Consider the following 16,721-nt stretch of genomic DNA (forward strand, 5'->3'; position numbering starts at 1 on the left):
GAGTGATGGTATGAAAAGGCTAATAGTAAGTGGTAGTGTAGTGTTGTTTATGTTTTTATGTTCTATCGCTATTACTAGCGCAGAAAATAATAGTGTGAAAGTTGCTTTTATTCGTCATCATAACCTTTGGATTAAAGTTGATGGGAAAGAAAAACAACTTACAAAAGGAGAGAACATAACAGGGCCAAAGTGGTCACATGATGGAGAATGGCTGGCATATGTAAAAGGGGAGAAACAAAATATTCTTGAGTTATATCGGCTGAAAGATGGAAAGAAAGTTACGCCGTTTCACTCAGAAGCATCGAATTATCAATGGTCACCAACAGAAAATATAATTGCATTTATATTTACAGGTACATTAAATACATTTGATGTAGAAAAAAAGAATGCAGATTTTGAAAATGTATCGGCTGGTGTAGGGGATTATGCATGGTACCCCGATGGAAAGAACTTTCTTGTATCCTCTGAAGCGCACTTACTTCCAACAGGATGGACAGGGGCTCAGCTATATGAAGTGCAAAAAGATGCACATATGAATCCTCACAAAATGAAGCATTTGTATGCATTGCCAAATGAACACGATGATTTCCTAGCGCTAGTAGCAAGTGGCTTTAAGTGGTCACCAGATCAAAAGTGGATTTCATTTTTAGCAGTACCGACAGCTTCATGGTCAGCTGATAGTAATACGCTTTGCTTAGTTCGTGCAGACGGCAGTCGGTTTGAAAAAGTAGATCAAATGTTATTAAACGCACAATGGTTTCAATGGGCACCATCAAAAAATATATTAGCTTATATTGAAGGGAGCGGAAGAGTTGCATTAGAAAATAAACATTTAAAAGTAAAGGAATTGCCAGCACTTCAGCAGAACATATTTACGCCGAAAGGATATGTTGATTGGGATTTTGTATGGAAGAACGATAGAGTAATTATCGTTTCACGAGCAAAAGAGGCAGGGATAGAAACTCCACCAGAAAAAAGGCCACTACCATCTTTATATGAGGTCGATAGTACAAGTAATGCACAGCATCAAATCACAAAGAAAACGAACAAGCAAGGGGATTACCACCCGATCTTCATGAAGAAGAGTAATCAATTAATTTGGATACGTTCAGACCGTAAGAAAGCGGATGTATGGCTTGCTCATAAGGATGGAAAGCATGAAATGAAGTGGATTGAAAATATAGATGTACCAGAATGGTATTATGAGAGATGGAATTGGGGAAATGTTATCTCGGTAAAAGAAGAATAAAAAACTGCCTAAAAGATTGTTTTAGGCAGTTTTTTACTGTTATTTATGTGTTTTATTTGGCTTTTTTTTCGCTGGGTTTCCGTTCCCTTGGCGCTTTCTATTTTGTTCATCTTTTGCTTGTTTTTCATGTAGTGTATCTAAAAATTCATTCGAGTTACTCATGTTTATATCTCTCCTTTCATTTTGTCATGATTACTATAACCATTTAGGAGGATAATCATGAGTTAGAAGTTAGGCACTTAATTTTCTTCGATAATGTAAGTAAAATATTCCATACATAACAAATAGCATGAGTAAAACTTGTAACTCTACATTTGCCTTTAAAATAGCTGCGATAGGGTCTGGTAAGTACGGTGAGTTATCATTTGTGCTTAAACCTAACCATTTATTTAAGAGGCTAATGGTACAAAACATAAAAACACCGGACCAGCTTGCCGTAATTGCTTTTTGTTTAATTTTTGTTTCACGTTCATCATCTGTAATCCAAGGATTAGCAGTTTTATCCCGCATTAACGGGCAGTAAGACCCCCACCTCAAAATTCAGCGGAGGCAAAGAAGTTAGGTGGGGATCAACTGTCCGTAAAAGCCCGATTGGTTCAACTAATAATCCGTGGGGGGATGAACAAAACCCCCACGGATTAAAGTTTCACTTTATCACTACTAAAAAATCCATTTATGTATCCCCATATAATCATTCCAATTAAGATGGTTATCCATTTTATATTTTTTGATTCACTTCTCCCTTGTAAAAAGTGTTTTACATATCAGTTTTTCATATAGCAGGAATAAAGTATGAGATAGGGAAGAAATATGTAAGAGGATTTCATAATGAGAGGAGGAAGGGGATGAAAATCGTCTTTGTTCGGCACGGGGAAGGAGAACATACAAGGGATTTGCCATCAAGTTTAAAAGTGCTTCATCCGCCATTGACGGATGAAGGAAGGAATCAGGCTAAATTACTTCAATGCAATGTGCCATTACAAGAGGCGGATATATTAATTGCTAGTCCTACACTTAGAACTTTGCAAACGGCGACAATATGGAGTGCGAAAGTTGCTTGTCAAAAAATCGTTCATCCATATGTATCTCCGCGTATTTTTCCTTATCGAGAAGAAGCGAGAACATTACCGTGCGATTATATAGTAGATCAGGGAATGATAACAAAGTTATTTCCGCATTTTTCGATAGAGAAAAGCTCAAATAATCAGTTATGGAAGGAAGGTATAAACACTATTTCAGAGAATAGTTTTCAGCAAATAGTAGATAAATTTCTTCTTTGGTGTTATGAACTGGGTGCTGAAAGAATTTGCATTGTATCTCACGATGGAACAATTACAGCATATAGGCAATATTTACAGAAAGTCGTTTTAACTAGATCAGATTTTTTGAAAGAAACGGGCATATATGAAATGGATTTATCCCATAAAATTCTGATTGATAAGGGCTGATTATAGGATGGGGGTTGTATGTTGAATATTGCATTAGTAGTTGGTTTTAATTCGGATTTAGAGGCGCAATCAATCCGAGCATCTCTTGAATATTTTGGTGCAAGGGTTGTGACATATTGGATTGGTAGACCGAAAGATTTTGTGGAAGTTCTTTCTGGAAAGAACTTATTTAACGATATTAATTATATTATTTTTTGCTTTCATGGTGAAGAAGGGAAGTTTGTCATGGAAGAGTTAGGCGAAGAAGTATATGAACAAGATGAACCGAGAGGGTATTTTGGTACAGAAGAAATTTATAAATATGCAAAATTGCATAATACACATATTGTAAATAGCGGGTGCACGTTAGGGGAGCAAAATCTAGCAAAATCTTTTTTACATAGTGGTGCGAAATCATATATTGGATCGATTGATTATGTAGATGGAAATGCAGCACTTATGTTTACTATACGTTTATTTTATGGGGTTATTAACCATGGGAAAACGTTAGAAGAAGCCTTTCAAGAAGCGAGTTTAATTGATGAGGAGACACATACATTTCGATTCTATAATTAGTGTGAAACACGTTTATTCTATATTCGAATAAACGTGTTTCACATTTAACTCACATTTTTTTTACATTTTTTCAATGAAAATGGTTATCACTTGTGGTATGATATGTTCAAGTTTTTACAGGTAATAAAAGTTACTATATAAACGTTAGTTTTTAATGTTTCATACGCATGTCACAGATTATTCATAATTAACGTTTGAAAAATAAGTAACTAATGTTATTATATTATCTGTAACTAACTTAATTACAACTTTAGGAGGAAGATATGGTTATTCAATTTTTAAGAGAAAACAAAGCAGTTTCTTTTGCATTAGCAGTAATTCGAGTATATCTTGGTTACACATGGTTAATGGCTGGAATCGGTAAACTACAAGGAAAAGGATTCGATGCAACAGGTTATTTGCAAGGGGCAATTGAAAAATCTAAAGGTGCACAACCGGCTGTTCAATCTTGGTGGGCATCATTCTTACAAGAATTTGCAATTCCAAATGTAGATTTGTTTAATACACTTGTAACATGGGGAGAAATTTTAGTCGGAATTGGTTTAATTGTAGGCTGTTTAACAAAAACAGCGGTCTTTTTTGGTCTTGTAATGAACTTTTCCTATATGTTTAGTGGGTCAATTGGTGTGAACCCTGAGATGGTTATCTTATCTATGTTTGTTCTTGTTTCCGGTATGAACGCTGGGAAATTTGGAATGGATGGCTTCGTTATCCCGAAAGTATTAGGATCAAAAACGCCAAAACGCCAAAAGCAAGCTGCTTAATATATGAAAACGGGTATCTCATTTTGAGATACCCGTTTATGTTATTTTTCAACTTTAATCGGATTGTTCTTAAAGAAATCTTTTACATACCCGACAAATTCTTGTGGTTCTTGGCGAAATGGTGCATGATAACCTTTTTCAATAATATGTAAAGTGCTATTTTTTAAGAATTGATGATACGTTTCTCCTTCTTTCCAGGAAACGCTACTATCATTTCTGCCCCATATAATTAAAGTTGGCTGTTTTATTTCATTTGCATTAATTTTAAGACGTCTAGGCCATAATTTCATTTTATTATAATGCTCTTCATCATTACGTTTGAATTTCACTTTGCTTTCATCATAATCTGTAATAGAAGAAACGGCATTTAAATCAGTCGACAATTGTGGTTTTGGTGAGCCTTGTTTATTAACGAATGTATGAGGGCCACCTGTAGCATCAGTTAAAATAAGGTGAGTAACTGCTTCAGGATATAAATATGTTAAATTTAGAGAAATTTCTCCCCCCATGGAATGCCCCAGTATTGCGAATGAATCATACCCTAGTTTTTTCATTAATTTATAATACAAATTTGCATGAGTTGGAAAAGAATAATAAAAATCCATTGGCTTAGATGAGCGCCCGAATCCTAAAGCATCTACAGAAATAATTGTATGATCTTTTGCTAAATCGGAGTAAATCTTTTGAAAACCATCTGATGACCCTCCAAAGCCATGAATCATAAGTAAAGGTGGTTTTTCATTACCAATCTTTTTAAAGTAAATGGTTTGACCATCTATTTCTACCATTTTTTCCTCGGTAGCTAGTTTCGCTGTAATTGTATTTTTAACTTGTTTTACTTGTTCTACTGGCTTTTCTGCTGCACTACATCCTACTAATAGTGTAAGAGTAAGACAACCTACCATAAAATAGCTAAATCGCTTCAATTAGGTGTCTCCTTTCTAACATAACGCTGTATCTATCATAGCAAATAGCATATTACGATTTCCAGGAAGTTGGCTACCATTTTTTATCATAAGAGGTGAAAGGAGCGTTTCTTGGAAATTTTCTGTTTGAAGAAATTGACGAAATGTAAATTGTGAGTGTGGAACATCAATTCGTACTATACCATTCCAACATTCACATATCTTTTTTAATAATTGGATAGCATCTTCTTCTTGCTTGGCGATAAGTGGATTGATACATAATATATTGCCCTTTTGTATGCATAATGAAAAAGCTTCTATACAGTTATTTCTTTCAATTTTAAAAGAGTATACGACCCTTGGTAATAGCAAAGAGTAAAGTAGAGAACGATTCATACCAGTTGCAATTTGATCCAGAGAAGTAAGAGATATAAGGTCTTCTTCTTGTACTTGTTGTAAGTGAGAAGGATACGTCTTAATAGTCTGCTTTTCAAAACGATGAATCGTTGTTGCTGTTTGAAATCCACATGATGTGTATAGAGGTTCGCCAGCTTTTGTCGCAATAAGTGCAATGGGTTGTTTTGGATGAATTTGTTCCAAGCAATGATTTAGCAACATGCGCCCTAATCCGCGTCCTTGAAAATTAGGGTGAACGATTAACATACCAATGGAAGCGAAGTTACTTGGAAAGGGAAATACTCCTCCAGTCGCAATGAGTTTGTTTTCATGAATGTAACCTACAAGTGTGCCGATAGAAAGATACATTTCGAATTGTTTTTTCATAAAAATTTCATCGTGTAACCATCCAACAGATTTGCAAAGATTAAGTAATTCAAAAATAAAAGACTCATTTAGCTTTACTATTTTCATAAAGGCTCACCGCATTTCTATTTATTTTCATAAAAATAGAGTCAAAATGTAAAAAAAGAGATTTACGTTAAATGAAATTCAACTTGTTTATATTTAAATTGTAAAGGGCGGGATGATTGATACAAAAAGACAAAGTTATACAAATTATAACTGATATTTACATAAGTTAACAGAAAATTTACATACAGCTAATTTTCTCTTAATAGTCTTCCATTAAATTTGATAGTGGGAAATGAATAACCTAATTAGGGGGACAAGACAGTGAAAAAGTTTGTGAAAAAAGCATGGCCATTTGCAGTTGTGGCATCATTAGCAGTTACTTCGGTAGCAACATGGAATTTTACTCGTTCTAGTGAGGTTAATGCAGATGAGAACGGAAGCAATGCAAAGATTAAAAATGTTATCGTATTAATTGGGGATGGTATGGGCCCTTCATATATGACGGCTCACCGTTATATGAAAGATAATCCAAAAACCTTTGAAATGGAATCTACAGAATTTGATAAGCATCTTGTAGGAACACAAAAAACATACCCAGAAGATGAACATGAAAATATTACAGACTCTGCATCGGCAGCAACAGCTATGTCAGCAGGGATTAAAACATATAATGCTGCAATTGCAGTTGATAATGATAAAGCGGAAGTGAAAACAGTTCTTGAGCAAGCGAAAGAAAAAGGGAAATCAACGGGACTCGTTGCAACTTCTGAAATTACACATGCAACACCAGCTGCTTTCGGTGCGCATGACATTAGCCGTAAAAATATGGACGCAATTGCAAATGATTATTTTGATGAGAAAATTAAAGGGAAGCATAAAGTAGATGTTATGCTTGGCGGTGGCGTAAAGAACTTTGTTAGAAAAGATCGTAATCTTACAGAAGAGTTCAAGAAATCTGGTTATAGCTATGTAACGGATCGAGATCAATTGTTAAATGATAAAAATGATCAAATTCTTGGTTTATTTGCACCAGGTGGATTAGATAAAATGATTGACCGTAATGAGAAAACACCTTCATTAGAAGAAATGACTAATGCAGCAATTGAGCGTTTGAACAAAAATAAAAATGGTTTCTTCTTAATGGTGGAAGGAAGTCAAATCGACTGGGCTGGACATGATAATGATATTGTTGGTGCAATGAGTGAAATGGAAGACTTCGAAAAAGCTTTCAAAGCAGCGATTGAGTTTGCGAAAAAAGATAAAAATACGTTAGTTGTTGCAACGGCAGATCACGCTACTGGTGGATTATCTTTAGGTGCCAATGGCGAGTATAACTTTAAAGTAGATCCAATTAAAGCTGCAAAGCGTACACCAGACTTTATGGCAAATGAGATTGCAAAAGGTGCAAATGTAGAAGAAACATTGAAAAAGTATATTGATTTACAATTAACTCCAGAAGAAATTCAAGCTGTAAATGATATAGCTCCTTCAAAAGATGTAACAAAGATTGATAATGCAATTGAAGATATTTTCAATAAGCGCTCGGTTACAGGCTGGACAACGGGTGGACATACAGGGGAAGATGTAAACGTATATGCATTTGGTCCAGGTAAATACTTGTTCTCTGGCGTTCAAGAGAATACAAATATAGCGAAACGTGTCTTTGATATTGTTGGCGGTGGCGATCCGAATAAAGGAAGACGCTAATTAAGAGCGAAAGTGAGGCGAAATGCCTCACTTTTCTTTTTAGGAGTTGGGAATATGAAAAAGTTATTTAGGAAATTAAGATTCCTTTTAGTATTTGTAGTATTACTAGTTGGATGTCAACAAGAAGAGAATAATGTAGAACAAAAATCTACTACTAAAAAAACTGAGGAAAAGGTACAAATAACAAAAGAAGAAGAGAGATCTATTCAAGATGTTATTCATACATTTGTGCGAACGACGAATGAAAAAAATCTTGCAGAACATATGGAGTTATTTTCAAAGAAGATGCCTAGTGCTGAAGACTTAAAAACACAAAAAGAAGCCGCATTTCAAAAGGGAAGTAAGAAAATTGAATTGGAACATATAGATATGAAAGTTAGTAAAGTAGGGTATGTTATTGTTGAAACGAAAGAAAAGGAAGTAGACGACAGTATCACTCTTCAAAAGAAAGTACAGTATGCCCTTGGAAAAGAAGAGGATAAATGGAAGATTGAAGAGGTTCGAACAATAGAGAAAAAATAACGTGAAACTTTAATAAGTGTAGGAGTCGTACTTCCCAAAATGGTAGAAAAAAGGTTCTCATTGGCGAGAACCTTTTTTTATAGTGGTAGCATAATTTGATTTGAGCATGCCTCAATATCATCAATATCTTGACGGATTGTGGCCATTTTATTATCAAGATCTTCAGCTTTCATTGCTGCATCATGTAGTTCATCTTTTAAATACTCCGGTATTTTCCCTTCATATTTATAATAAAGTTTGTGTTCTAAACTTGCCCAAAAGTCCATTGCTAGTGTACGTAACTGAATTTCTGCAAATACATCTTTTGTACCAGAATTTAGTGATAAAGGGTATTTAATAATCATGTGTAAACTTTTATATCCGTTTCGTTTTGGGTTAGCGATATAATCTTTTACTTCTATGACTTCCATATCTTCGCGTTTTTGAATGACTTCTTTCAAATGATAGATATCTTCTACGAAGCAACATGTAATACGAATACCAATAATATCTTGTAAATGTGTTTGAGCGTTTTCAACTGTTGGTAATAAGCTTTTGCGCTCTAGTTTTTTAATAATACTTTCAGGTTGTTTTAGTCTTGTTTTTATATGTTCAAACGGGTTGTAATCCTCTAGAAATTGAGCTTCCCGGTTCATAATTTCAAATTTAGTTTTTAACTCTTCTAAAGCAAATGTATATGGTAATACAAAAGCTTTCCAGTAGTTAACTGTTGATTGATTATATTCCATTTATATACACACCTTTTCCTATTTGCAAGTGAGGTCGTTATTATACTAAATACCAAATCATATAAGCGCAAGCAGCAAATGATGAGATCATAAAGCGATATTTAGTTTTCATACTTTCAACTCCTTTCGAGTAAGATTTTATATAAATAAACGTGATTGTTAATAAGTTCACTATGTACAGTTTCTATAGTAATAGATTCGTGTGAATTTCGTATGAACTAATTGTTTCAGCTTTTTGTCTTTTTTGCTGTTAATCATAATTATTATTCGGATTTAAAGTGTTTTTATTTGATTTATCTATTTGTATAAATTAATGTATATTTGAATTTATAGTTATTGAGGAGGATATATGGTGAACTTTGAAGAATTAGCAATCGCTAGACGTTCTGCAATGAAATTTATACAAGGTATAGAAATCCCTAATGAGGATTTTAAAAAAATATTTGAGTTAACTAAGCTTTCTCCATCTTGCTATAATTTGCAGCACACACATTATGTTGTAATTCGTGATCAAGAGCGAAAAGAAAGATTAAAAGAATTAGCTTTCGGTCAATATAAAGTATCGAGTGCATCAGCGGTAGTGCTCGTTTGTGGTGATAAAAAAGCATACCAAAATGTTGAAAATATTTACTTCGGTATGAAAGTTTTAAAAATGATTGATGAATGTGAATATGAAGATACAATTAGGCAAACGAAAGGTTTATATGAAGGAAAAGGAGAGCGTTTCATGGAGGATGAAGCGATTAGAAATGCTTCGTTAAGCGCGATGACTTTTATGTACGCAGCTAAATATTATGGCTATGATACATGTCCAATGATTGGTTTCGATGAAAAAGCAGTACAAAGTGAATTAAATATGCCGGAGCATATAGTACCTGTTTTAATGATTACGATAGGAAAAAGTGATATGACTAAAACTCGCCCACGAGGATATCGAAAGCCGATTAGTGAATTTGTTACATACGAATCGTTTTAATAAAGTGAAACTTTTAATTAGTGGGGGTCTTACTGCCCGTTAATGCGGGACAAAATTTATTTAACTATAAAAACAAGGGGATTCTAAATGGAATCTTCTTGTTTTTGCAATTGACAAATAGAATGAAGTTTTATAATATATAAATCGTAATCATTACGTTTTAGTTGCGATCTTTGAAAGAAAGGAGAATTAAATATGCGTGTAAATATTACATTAGCTTGTACGGAGTGCGGCGATCGTAATTACATTTCTAAGAAAAATAAACGAAACAATCCAGAACGCATCGAACTAAAAAAATATTGTCCACGATTAAAGCGAGTAACGTTACATCGTGAGACGAAGTAAAAGACTAGAGATATCTCTAGTCTTTTTTTATAGTTCCTTGGTTTTGTTTGTTATAATTACCTTAAAATGTAATAAAGGGAGCGGTATGATGAATCAAAAAGATAAGGAAAGAAAAGAGCGAGTGGCTCATATTATTAACATTCCAGATGAATATAGTCTTGTTGTAGATGATCAAGAAGGGGTTGATGACCCGTATCATCTATTATGGTGGGAGCATAAAGAGGATCAGGAGAGAACGATACAAATTACATTGAATAGACATACTGGTAATTTAATTGAATTTAGGATAGATGATGGAAATTATTTTTCGAGTGATAAGGAAGTTATAGAGGAGAATAGGGTAAGAGAGATTGCAAATGTATTTATAAAAAAACATGTGGAAGAAGGATTAGAGTTTTATACATATGTAACTATCCAGGATGATTGGCGTGGCTGGAAAGAAATAAATTATATGCAAGAAGTAAATGGATATCCATTACCGGATACAGGATGTGTGGTGCAAGTGCATCCTTCAGGGAATGTTGTGAATTTTCATTATAACGGACGAGAAAGCATAAAAGAAAAGCCGTTATGGCCAAGTGAGATTGTTGAGGAGAATATCGTTTTAGACAACTTAAAGGCCAAACAAGATATGAGGCTTGTATTTGTAGATTTAACACATTCTTTATGTAAATATGAAAATGGAGAAGAAGTAAAAGGGTACCACCTTGTGTATGTACCAGAACCTAGTCATGTATTTATTGATGCAAGTACAGGTAAAGATTTATTTGGACCAGATCATTATAAATTACCGCCAACAGTGGCTGTTAGAAAACAAAAAAAGGGTAGCCAACAAGATGATGTATTCGATTTATTTGACTGGGATAAAGAAAGTTTTACAAAAGTAGTTGAGACGGAAAATGATGATGAAATAAGGATGAAATTTGTTCCGAAAGAGGAATTACAAAAACAGAAAGAAGAAAAGAATCCATATTTAATGAATGAATTCTTTAACAAGCATTTACCGATGTTGAAATATAATAATTTAGTTAGCGTTACAATTGATAAATTAACCAATGAATTAACTGGTTTTATAAAACTGACAGATGATAAAGAAGTAAAGCAAATACTGTCTAGAGAGGAATGTTTACAAAAAGCACTTCAATTTTTAGAACGAGTTATTCCAGATATCAAACAATATCTGCGTCTTTGGGAGGAACGTGAAGCAGAAGAAGATGGGATTGAAAGATTTATCTTTTCTGTATATATAAATGATATTCCGGCAGAGTATAACCAATTTATGATCAACATCAATGCAGAAAATGGTGCTGTTATGCACTACTCGGGGGAGTCTAGCAACTTTATAAAAAAATTACTTACATATGAAACAACACCAAAAGTAACAAAAGAAAAAGCGTTAGAAATATACAGAGCGGCTATCCGAGTTAAATTAGAATGGTTTGTAGATCATGATGCAGAGGAAACGAAATACAAACTACTGTACAAACAAACGACAGATGAAAAACATAAAGAACCTTTTGATTGTAGTCGGGAAATTCGTTATATTGATGCCCAAACTGGGAGAAAGATTTGGAGTAAGTAAAATAAAAAGAGTTATTTTTCAAAGAAAATAACTCTTTTTATTTTTATAATTTGCCTGTTCGCTTTTCAAAAGTAAATGTGATAGGAAGATTGGAATGAGAACTATCACTTTTAAATATTACTTTCCATTCTTTAGTATGGGATTTAATTTCAAAATTAAGAAGATTTATCGCTCTACGTTTATCTATTTCTAAAAACATATTATGAATTTCTGGTTCTTGCTGTAAATTAAGAGCCTTTAGTGTGACTGTAAATGTGAAAAAATTCTGCCCTTCATATACTATTTTTGATATTTTTGTTTTTTGTGTATTTAACAGCACATAAAAACGGTCTGATGGAGTTAATTGTACAGAGTCATCAGTAATTTCATTCTCGCTATTATGAAGTTCAACTAAGAAAGATGTACTATGGGAAGAATCTTTTTTGCTTGTAATCTGTAATTCAGTAGGAATCATCGGTATTTCATAAAAGTCATTCCTTATTATGTTATTGTAATCCTCTGAAAATTTACGGACTTCTTTTGGAAAAGAGTCTTCTTGTGTACTTAAAAAAGTTTTATGTTGCTTTGGAGTTTTTTTACTAAAATTTAATGTTTCTTTAAAGTAATAATTGGATCCAGTTAAAAATAAAAAACTACAAATTAATAAAAAAATTCGATACAGATTTTGAAAATGAAAGAACAATAGTATACATGTAATAATTCCAATTACATAGAAAATAAAGATAAGTAGTTCTAGTTTTGAGTGAAACGAGAAACCATAGTTATGAAAAAATTTTATTCCAGTTATAATTTGAGCTCCAAAAAATAAAGAAATTCCAAATTGAAAAAATAATAAATCAGGCCCTCTTTTAATAACAAAAGTAATGAACGAAATGAAAAGTAAAAATACCCCTAAATAAATTGTTACATTTAATAATCGTTCTAATGTAATCATGAATAATGTCCCCTTTAATAGCATATTCATATATAAATAACAATTTTATATAATTATAATATAACAATAAATTATTTTAAATGTTGGAAGTGTTGAGTTTTATAAATAAACTGTACAGACACAAACAACCTCACGCCCACATACACATAATAAAGACCACTATTTTGGCGGAGGTGAAAGGTTTGAGTCTATTCGCCGCAATTGGATATATGGTTCGAGAAGTGTTTGTCTTTGTTTCTTATGTGAAGAATAATGCGTTCCCGCAGCCGTTATCATCAGATGATGAGAGAAAGTACTTAGAGTTAATGGAGCAAGGTGATGCTCAAGCGAGAAATCTTTTAATTGAACATAATTTACGGCTTGTAGCTCATATCGTTAAAAAATTTGAGAACACAGGAGAAGATGCAGAAGATTTAATTTCAATTGGTACGATCGGGCTCATTAAAGCGATCGAGAGCTATTCTGCTGGAAAGGGAACGAAGCTTGCGACGTATGCAGCACGCTGTATTGAAAATGAAATTTTGATGCATTTACGTGTACTAAAGAAAACGAAAAAAGATGTTTCACTTCATGATCCGATCGGGCAAGATAAAGAGGGCAATGAAATATCGCTTATTGATATATTAAAATCAGAGTCTGAAGATGTAATTGATATGATTCAGCTTAGTATGGAGTTAGAAAAAATTAAAGAGTATATCGATATTTTAGACGAAAGAGAAAAAGAAGTGATTGTGAAACGTTTTGGACTTGGGCTAGATAAGGAGAAAACACAGCGGGAAATCGCTAAGGCGCTTGGTATTTCTAGAAGCTACGTATCACGGATTGAAAAGCGTGCTTTAATGAAAATGTTCCACGAGTTTGTAAGGGCAGAGAAAGAGAAAAAAGCGAAAGAGTAAAGTGTATTAGAAGCAGCCATATTTAAAATGGGCTGCTTTTCTTATTGTAAATAAGAAAAGAAAACGCGTTATGCTAAGAAGAAATACATGTTCACTGTTGAAAATGACTGATTCTATCTGTAATATTAGAAGGTGCTAAATAATTTAAGAATAATACCATACTTAGTTTTCTGTATGTATAATAAGGCTGCTTTATATGATATGTGGGAATAAGAACCAATTTTACATATGATATAGAAAGAAAAGAAGGGAAAACTAAAGTTATAGACTGATTAGGGGGTTTCGCAATTTGCGACGTACATTATATCGACTTATGATAGAACTTACAAATGGTCGCTTTACTTCTTATATATTACGTAAATTTGCACAATCTCGTTTGAGCTCTATCATTATTCCATCGTATGCGAAAGTTTTTCAAATTAATCAAGATGAGATGGAAAAGGGTTTGAAGGAATATAGAACATTGCATGAATTATTTACGCGTAAGCTAAAAGAAGGAAAGCGTAGTATTGATACAGATGCATCGAGTATCGTTAGTCCTGTTGATGGTGTTTTTGCAGATCAAGGTCCTATTGAGGATACAAAAACATTTGATATTAAAGGAAAGCGCTATTCAATTGTGGATATGCTAGGTAATGAAGAACGTGCAACGCGATATGCAGGCGGTACATATATGGTAATTTATTTGAGTCCAAGTCATTATCATCGCATTCATAGTCCGCTTTCTGGTTCTGTGACTGAAAGATTTGTACTCGGTAGAAAATCATATCCGGTAAATGCAGCTGGTATGGAATACGGGAAAGAACCACTGTCAAAAAATTATCGTTCTGTTACAGAAGTAAGCAGTGATGGCGAGCATATGGCTCTTGTAAAAGTAGGTGCCATGTTTGTTAATAGTATTGAGCTTTTGCATGAGAGAGACACTGTTCAAAAAGGTGAAGAAATGGCATACTTTACATTTGGTTCAACAGTTGTGTTATTGTTTGAAAAAGATATGATAGAAGTAGTGCAGGAATTAAAGAGTGGACAAGAGCTTCGTCTTGGTCAAAAAATAGCTACTCGCTTAGCTCATAAATAAAGAAAAGCTTTTATAACCGTAAGTAAGAGTTATGGGCAAAGATACTTAATGATGAAATCCCCTAGATGGGAGTACTTGTTTATTCGAGAGCCATCGTAGGATGGCTCTTTTTACAGGGCATCCAATAAATTATCCTTTAACTGTTTAATTGATAAGGGCTGATTAAACTTTCACTTTATATGTAATCAAGATGATTTGACAAGCTTGTCCTCTAATGAGCGTCTAATGATTTCTTGTTTTATAAGTAAAATGAAGTCGGGATTTAATTTTAGTTCTTTTGCTTTATAATAAGACTCAGTGAGTAACTCAGTGGATAACTGTTCCATATGTTTTGTTTTCAAGGTGAGTCACCTCCTAATAATATAAGGATTGATTCGTTGATGCATTTAATGTACCAAAAAAATATGACAGTCACAAACGAGTGGTTATCCACATACCTAGGTGGATAAAGTGTGTATAGTTTGTTAGTAAATTCCAAATTAACTGAAAAATTAATGTGGAAAATGTGTACAATTTTATCCACAGGTTATATATCGAAAAATGTTGTCGAAAAATTTTATGAAAAATCCTCAAAGAGGTGAAAGAAATTGAAACTATTTTTACCAAATGAATATGTGAAAAATGTATATCATGTTCAACCAGAAGATTTAAAAAAACGTGGGATTAAAGGCGTTATTACTGACTTAGATAACACTTTAATTGAATGGGATCGTCCCAATGCAACACCGCAACTTGAAAAATGGTTCTTGGAAATGAAAGAGCAAGGCATTCAAGTAACGGTCGTTTCAAATAATAATGAGCAACGTGTAAAAGATTTTGCTGATCCATTAGGTATTCCATTTATTCATAGTGCACGTAAACCATTTGTTCGCGCATTTAAGCGTGCGATACAAGAGATGCGTTTGCAGCCAGATGAAGTTGTAGTAATTGGAGATCAGTTACTGACGGACGTGCTTGGTGGCAACCGAGTAGGCCTTCATACAATTTTAGTTGTACCGGTAGCACAAACGGACGGATTAGTAACGCGTTTTAATCGAAAAATTGAACGAAGAATTATGAAAAATATGAAGAAAAAAGGTTTAATTAACTGGGAGGAATAAAGTTTGACTGAAACAATTAAATGTATTGGTTGCGGTGTAGAAATTCAAACAGAAAATAAAAACGAAGTGGGGTATGCTCCTGCCTCATCTTTAGAGAAAGAACAAGTTATTTGTCAACGTTGTTTTCGCTTGAAGCATTACAATGAAATTCAAGATGTATCGTTAACAGATGATGACTTCCTACGCATTTTAAATGGAATTGGAAAATCAGATGCATTAGTAGTCAAAATTGTAGATATTTTTGATTTTAATGGTAGCTGGTTACCTGGCTTACATCGTTTCGTAGGGAATAATAAAGTATTACTTGTTGGAAATAAAGCTGATTTAATTCCAAAGTCAGTAAAACATGATAAAGTAAAACATTGGATGCGCTATAGTGCAAAGCAGCTAGGATTAAAACCAGAAGATGTCTTTTTAATTAGTGCAGCGAAGGGACAAGGAATCGCTGAACTAGCAGATGCTATTGAGTATTATCGCGGCGGCAAAGATGTTTATGTTGTTGGATGTACGAATGTAGGGAAATCGACATTTATTAATCGTATGATTAAAGAATTTAGTGATGAGACTGAAAATGTAATTACAACATCTCATTTCCCAGGAACAACACTTGATTTAATTGATATTCCATTGGACGAAGAGTCTTCTTTATATGATACGCCAGGTATTATTAACCACCACCAAATGGCTCATTATGTTGGAAAGCAAAGCTTAAAGCTTATTACACCAACAAAAGAAATTAAGCCGATGGTATTCCAATTAAATGAAGAACAAACGTTATTCTTTAGTGGATTGGCACGTTTTGATTATGTAAGTGGTGGTCGTCGTGCATTTACTTGTCACTTCTCGAATCGCTTAACAATCCATCGTACAAAGCTTGAGAAAGCAGATGAATTATATAAAAATCATGCCGGGGATTTACTAAGCCCACCAACGCCAGAAGAATTAGCAAATATGCCTGAGCTAGTGAAATACGAATTTAATATTCGTGAACCTAAAACGGATGTTGTATTCTCTGGATTAGGATGGGTTACTGTGAACGAACCAGGAGCAAAAATTGTTGCACACGTACCAAAAGGAGTAAGTGTTTCACTACGTAAATCTTTAATTTAATATGGAGAGGGA

Annotated in this window: 20 protein-coding genes; 13 read left to right on the top strand and 7 right to left on the bottom strand. The window is 33.6% G+C overall.

Annotated elements, in window-relative coordinates:
• Positions 1-10: 10 nt before the first annotated feature.
• Positions 11-1,249, top strand: a complete 1,239-nt coding sequence (locus BLT20_RS05405) for a TolB family protein (RefSeq protein ID WP_000825719.1) — start codon at positions 11-13, stop codon at positions 1,247-1,249.
• Positions 1,250-1,288: 39 nt separating this feature from the next.
• Here BLT20_RS05405 and BLT20_RS05410 read toward each other — a convergent pair whose 3' ends face one another.
• Positions 1,289-1,411 (bottom strand): DUF4023 domain-containing protein, encoded by a 123-nt coding sequence (locus BLT20_RS05410; protein ID WP_000071866.1) that lies wholly within the window; start codon positions 1,409-1,411, stop codon positions 1,289-1,291.
• Between the two features lie 69 nt (positions 1,412-1,480).
• Entirely contained in the window at positions 1,481-1,759 is a 279-nt protein-coding gene (locus BLT20_RS05415) for a hypothetical protein (protein ID WP_002026353.1), read from the bottom strand.
• A gap of 335 nt (positions 1,760-2,094) precedes the next feature.
• Between BLT20_RS05415 and BLT20_RS05425 the strand changes: the two genes are divergently transcribed.
• The 3 genes from BLT20_RS05425 (at position 2,095) to BLT20_RS05435 (ending at position 4,016) form a co-directional block, all read left to right on the top strand.
• Complete coding sequence (locus BLT20_RS05425) at positions 2,095-2,697, top strand: histidine phosphatase family protein (RefSeq protein WP_000706238.1); 603 nt, start codon at positions 2,095-2,097, stop codon at positions 2,695-2,697.
• A gap of 18 nt (positions 2,698-2,715) precedes the next feature.
• Positions 2,716-3,252, top strand: coding sequence for a hypothetical protein (locus BLT20_RS05430; protein ID WP_000931925.1), 537 nt, complete (start codon positions 2,716-2,718; stop codon positions 3,250-3,252).
• A gap of 263 nt (positions 3,253-3,515) precedes the next feature.
• Positions 3,516-4,016, top strand: a complete 501-nt coding sequence (locus BLT20_RS05435) for a DoxX family protein (RefSeq protein WP_000236592.1) — start codon at positions 3,516-3,518, stop codon at positions 4,014-4,016.
• Positions 4,017-4,057: 41 nt separating this feature from the next.
• Here the strand turns inward: BLT20_RS05435 and BLT20_RS05440 are convergent, their stop codons facing one another.
• On the bottom strand, positions 4,058-4,942 hold the full coding sequence (locus BLT20_RS05440; RefSeq protein WP_000819810.1) for an alpha/beta fold hydrolase: 885 nt from the start codon (positions 4,940-4,942) through the stop codon (positions 4,058-4,060).
• Positions 4,943-4,957: 15 nt separating this feature from the next.
• Positions 4,958-5,791 (bottom strand): GNAT family N-acetyltransferase, encoded by an 834-nt coding sequence (locus BLT20_RS05445; RefSeq protein ID WP_000706688.1) that lies wholly within the window; start codon positions 5,789-5,791, stop codon positions 4,958-4,960.
• 261 nt (positions 5,792-6,052) lie between these two features.
• Between BLT20_RS05445 and BLT20_RS05450 the strand changes: the two genes are divergently transcribed.
• Positions 6,053-7,438, top strand: coding sequence for an alkaline phosphatase (locus BLT20_RS05450; protein ID WP_000714912.1), 1,386 nt, complete (start codon positions 6,053-6,055; stop codon positions 7,436-7,438).
• 54 nt (positions 7,439-7,492) lie between these two features.
• The gene (locus BLT20_RS05455; protein ID WP_000732797.1) at positions 7,493-7,960 is read left to right on the top strand and encodes a hypothetical protein; all 468 of its coding nucleotides are present in this window, start codon (positions 7,493-7,495) and stop codon (positions 7,958-7,960) included.
• 77 nt (positions 7,961-8,037) lie between these two features.
• Here the strand turns inward: BLT20_RS05455 and BLT20_RS05460 are convergent, their stop codons facing one another.
• Positions 8,038-8,688 carry a GTP pyrophosphokinase gene (locus BLT20_RS05460; RefSeq protein WP_000456230.1) on the bottom strand — a complete coding sequence of 217 codons (651 nt, stop codon included), beginning with the start codon at positions 8,686-8,688 and terminating at the stop codon, positions 8,038-8,040.
• A gap of 349 nt (positions 8,689-9,037) precedes the next feature.
• Here BLT20_RS05460 and BLT20_RS05465 point away from each other — a divergent pair, with 349 nt between their 5' ends.
• The 3 genes from BLT20_RS05465 (at position 9,038) to BLT20_RS05475 (ending at position 11,591) form a co-directional block, all read left to right on the top strand.
• Positions 9,038-9,664 (top strand): nitroreductase family protein, encoded by a 627-nt coding sequence (locus BLT20_RS05465; RefSeq protein WP_000245983.1) that lies wholly within the window; start codon positions 9,038-9,040, stop codon positions 9,662-9,664.
• Between the two features lie 195 nt (positions 9,665-9,859).
• The gene (gene rpmG, locus BLT20_RS05470; RefSeq protein WP_001265617.1) at positions 9,860-10,009 is read left to right on the top strand and encodes a 50S ribosomal protein L33; all 150 of its coding nucleotides are present in this window, start codon (positions 9,860-9,862) and stop codon (positions 10,007-10,009) included.
• Positions 10,010-10,094: 85 nt separating this feature from the next.
• Positions 10,095-11,591, top strand: coding sequence for a YcdB/YcdC domain-containing protein (locus tag BLT20_RS05475; protein WP_002026355.1), 1,497 nt, complete (start codon positions 10,095-10,097; stop codon positions 11,589-11,591).
• Between the two features lie 43 nt (positions 11,592-11,634).
• On the opposite strand, the gene BLT20_RS05480 is transcribed toward BLT20_RS05475, so the two are convergent.
• A complete protein-coding gene (locus BLT20_RS05480; protein WP_002026356.1) occupies positions 11,635-12,555 on the bottom strand; it encodes a hypothetical protein in 921 nt (306 codons plus the stop codon).
• A 152-nt stretch (positions 12,556-12,707) separates the two neighbouring features.
• On the opposite strand from BLT20_RS05480, the gene sigK reads away from it, so the two are divergent.
• Together sigK and BLT20_RS05490 are read left to right on the top strand one after the other, a co-directional pair.
• Positions 12,708-13,421: an RNA polymerase sporulation sigma factor SigK gene (sigK, locus tag BLT20_RS05485; protein WP_000051382.1), complete on the top strand. Its 714-nt coding sequence runs from the start codon at positions 12,708-12,710 to the stop codon at positions 13,419-13,421.
• 289 nt (positions 13,422-13,710) lie between these two features.
• A complete protein-coding gene (locus tag BLT20_RS05490; RefSeq protein WP_001255003.1) occupies positions 13,711-14,499 on the top strand; it encodes a phosphatidylserine decarboxylase in 789 nt (262 codons plus the stop codon).
• 185 nt (positions 14,500-14,684) lie between these two features.
• Here the strand turns inward: BLT20_RS05490 and BLT20_RS05495 are convergent, their stop codons facing one another.
• The gene (locus tag BLT20_RS05495; RefSeq protein ID WP_000850094.1) at positions 14,685-14,840 is read right to left on the bottom strand and encodes a sporulation histidine kinase inhibitor Sda; all 156 of its coding nucleotides are present in this window, start codon (positions 14,838-14,840) and stop codon (positions 14,685-14,687) included.
• A gap of 246 nt (positions 14,841-15,086) precedes the next feature.
• Between BLT20_RS05495 and BLT20_RS05500 the strand changes: the two genes are divergently transcribed.
• Both BLT20_RS05500 and yqeH read left to right on the top strand, forming a co-directional pair.
• Positions 15,087-15,599 (top strand): YqeG family HAD IIIA-type phosphatase, encoded by a 513-nt coding sequence (locus BLT20_RS05500; RefSeq protein WP_000765314.1) that lies wholly within the window; start codon positions 15,087-15,089, stop codon positions 15,597-15,599.
• Positions 15,600-15,602: 3 nt separating this feature from the next.
• On the top strand, positions 15,603-16,709 hold the full coding sequence (gene yqeH, locus BLT20_RS05505) for a ribosome biogenesis GTPase YqeH (protein ID WP_000140799.1): 1,107 nt from the start codon (positions 15,603-15,605) through the stop codon (positions 16,707-16,709).
• The last annotated feature ends 12 nt before the right edge of the window (positions 16,710-16,721 follow it).

The sequence above is a fragment of the Bacillus sp. cl96 genome, assembly GCF_900100505.1.
Lineage (GTDB): Bacteria > Bacillota > Bacilli > Bacillales > Bacillaceae_G > Bacillus_A > Bacillus_A cereus.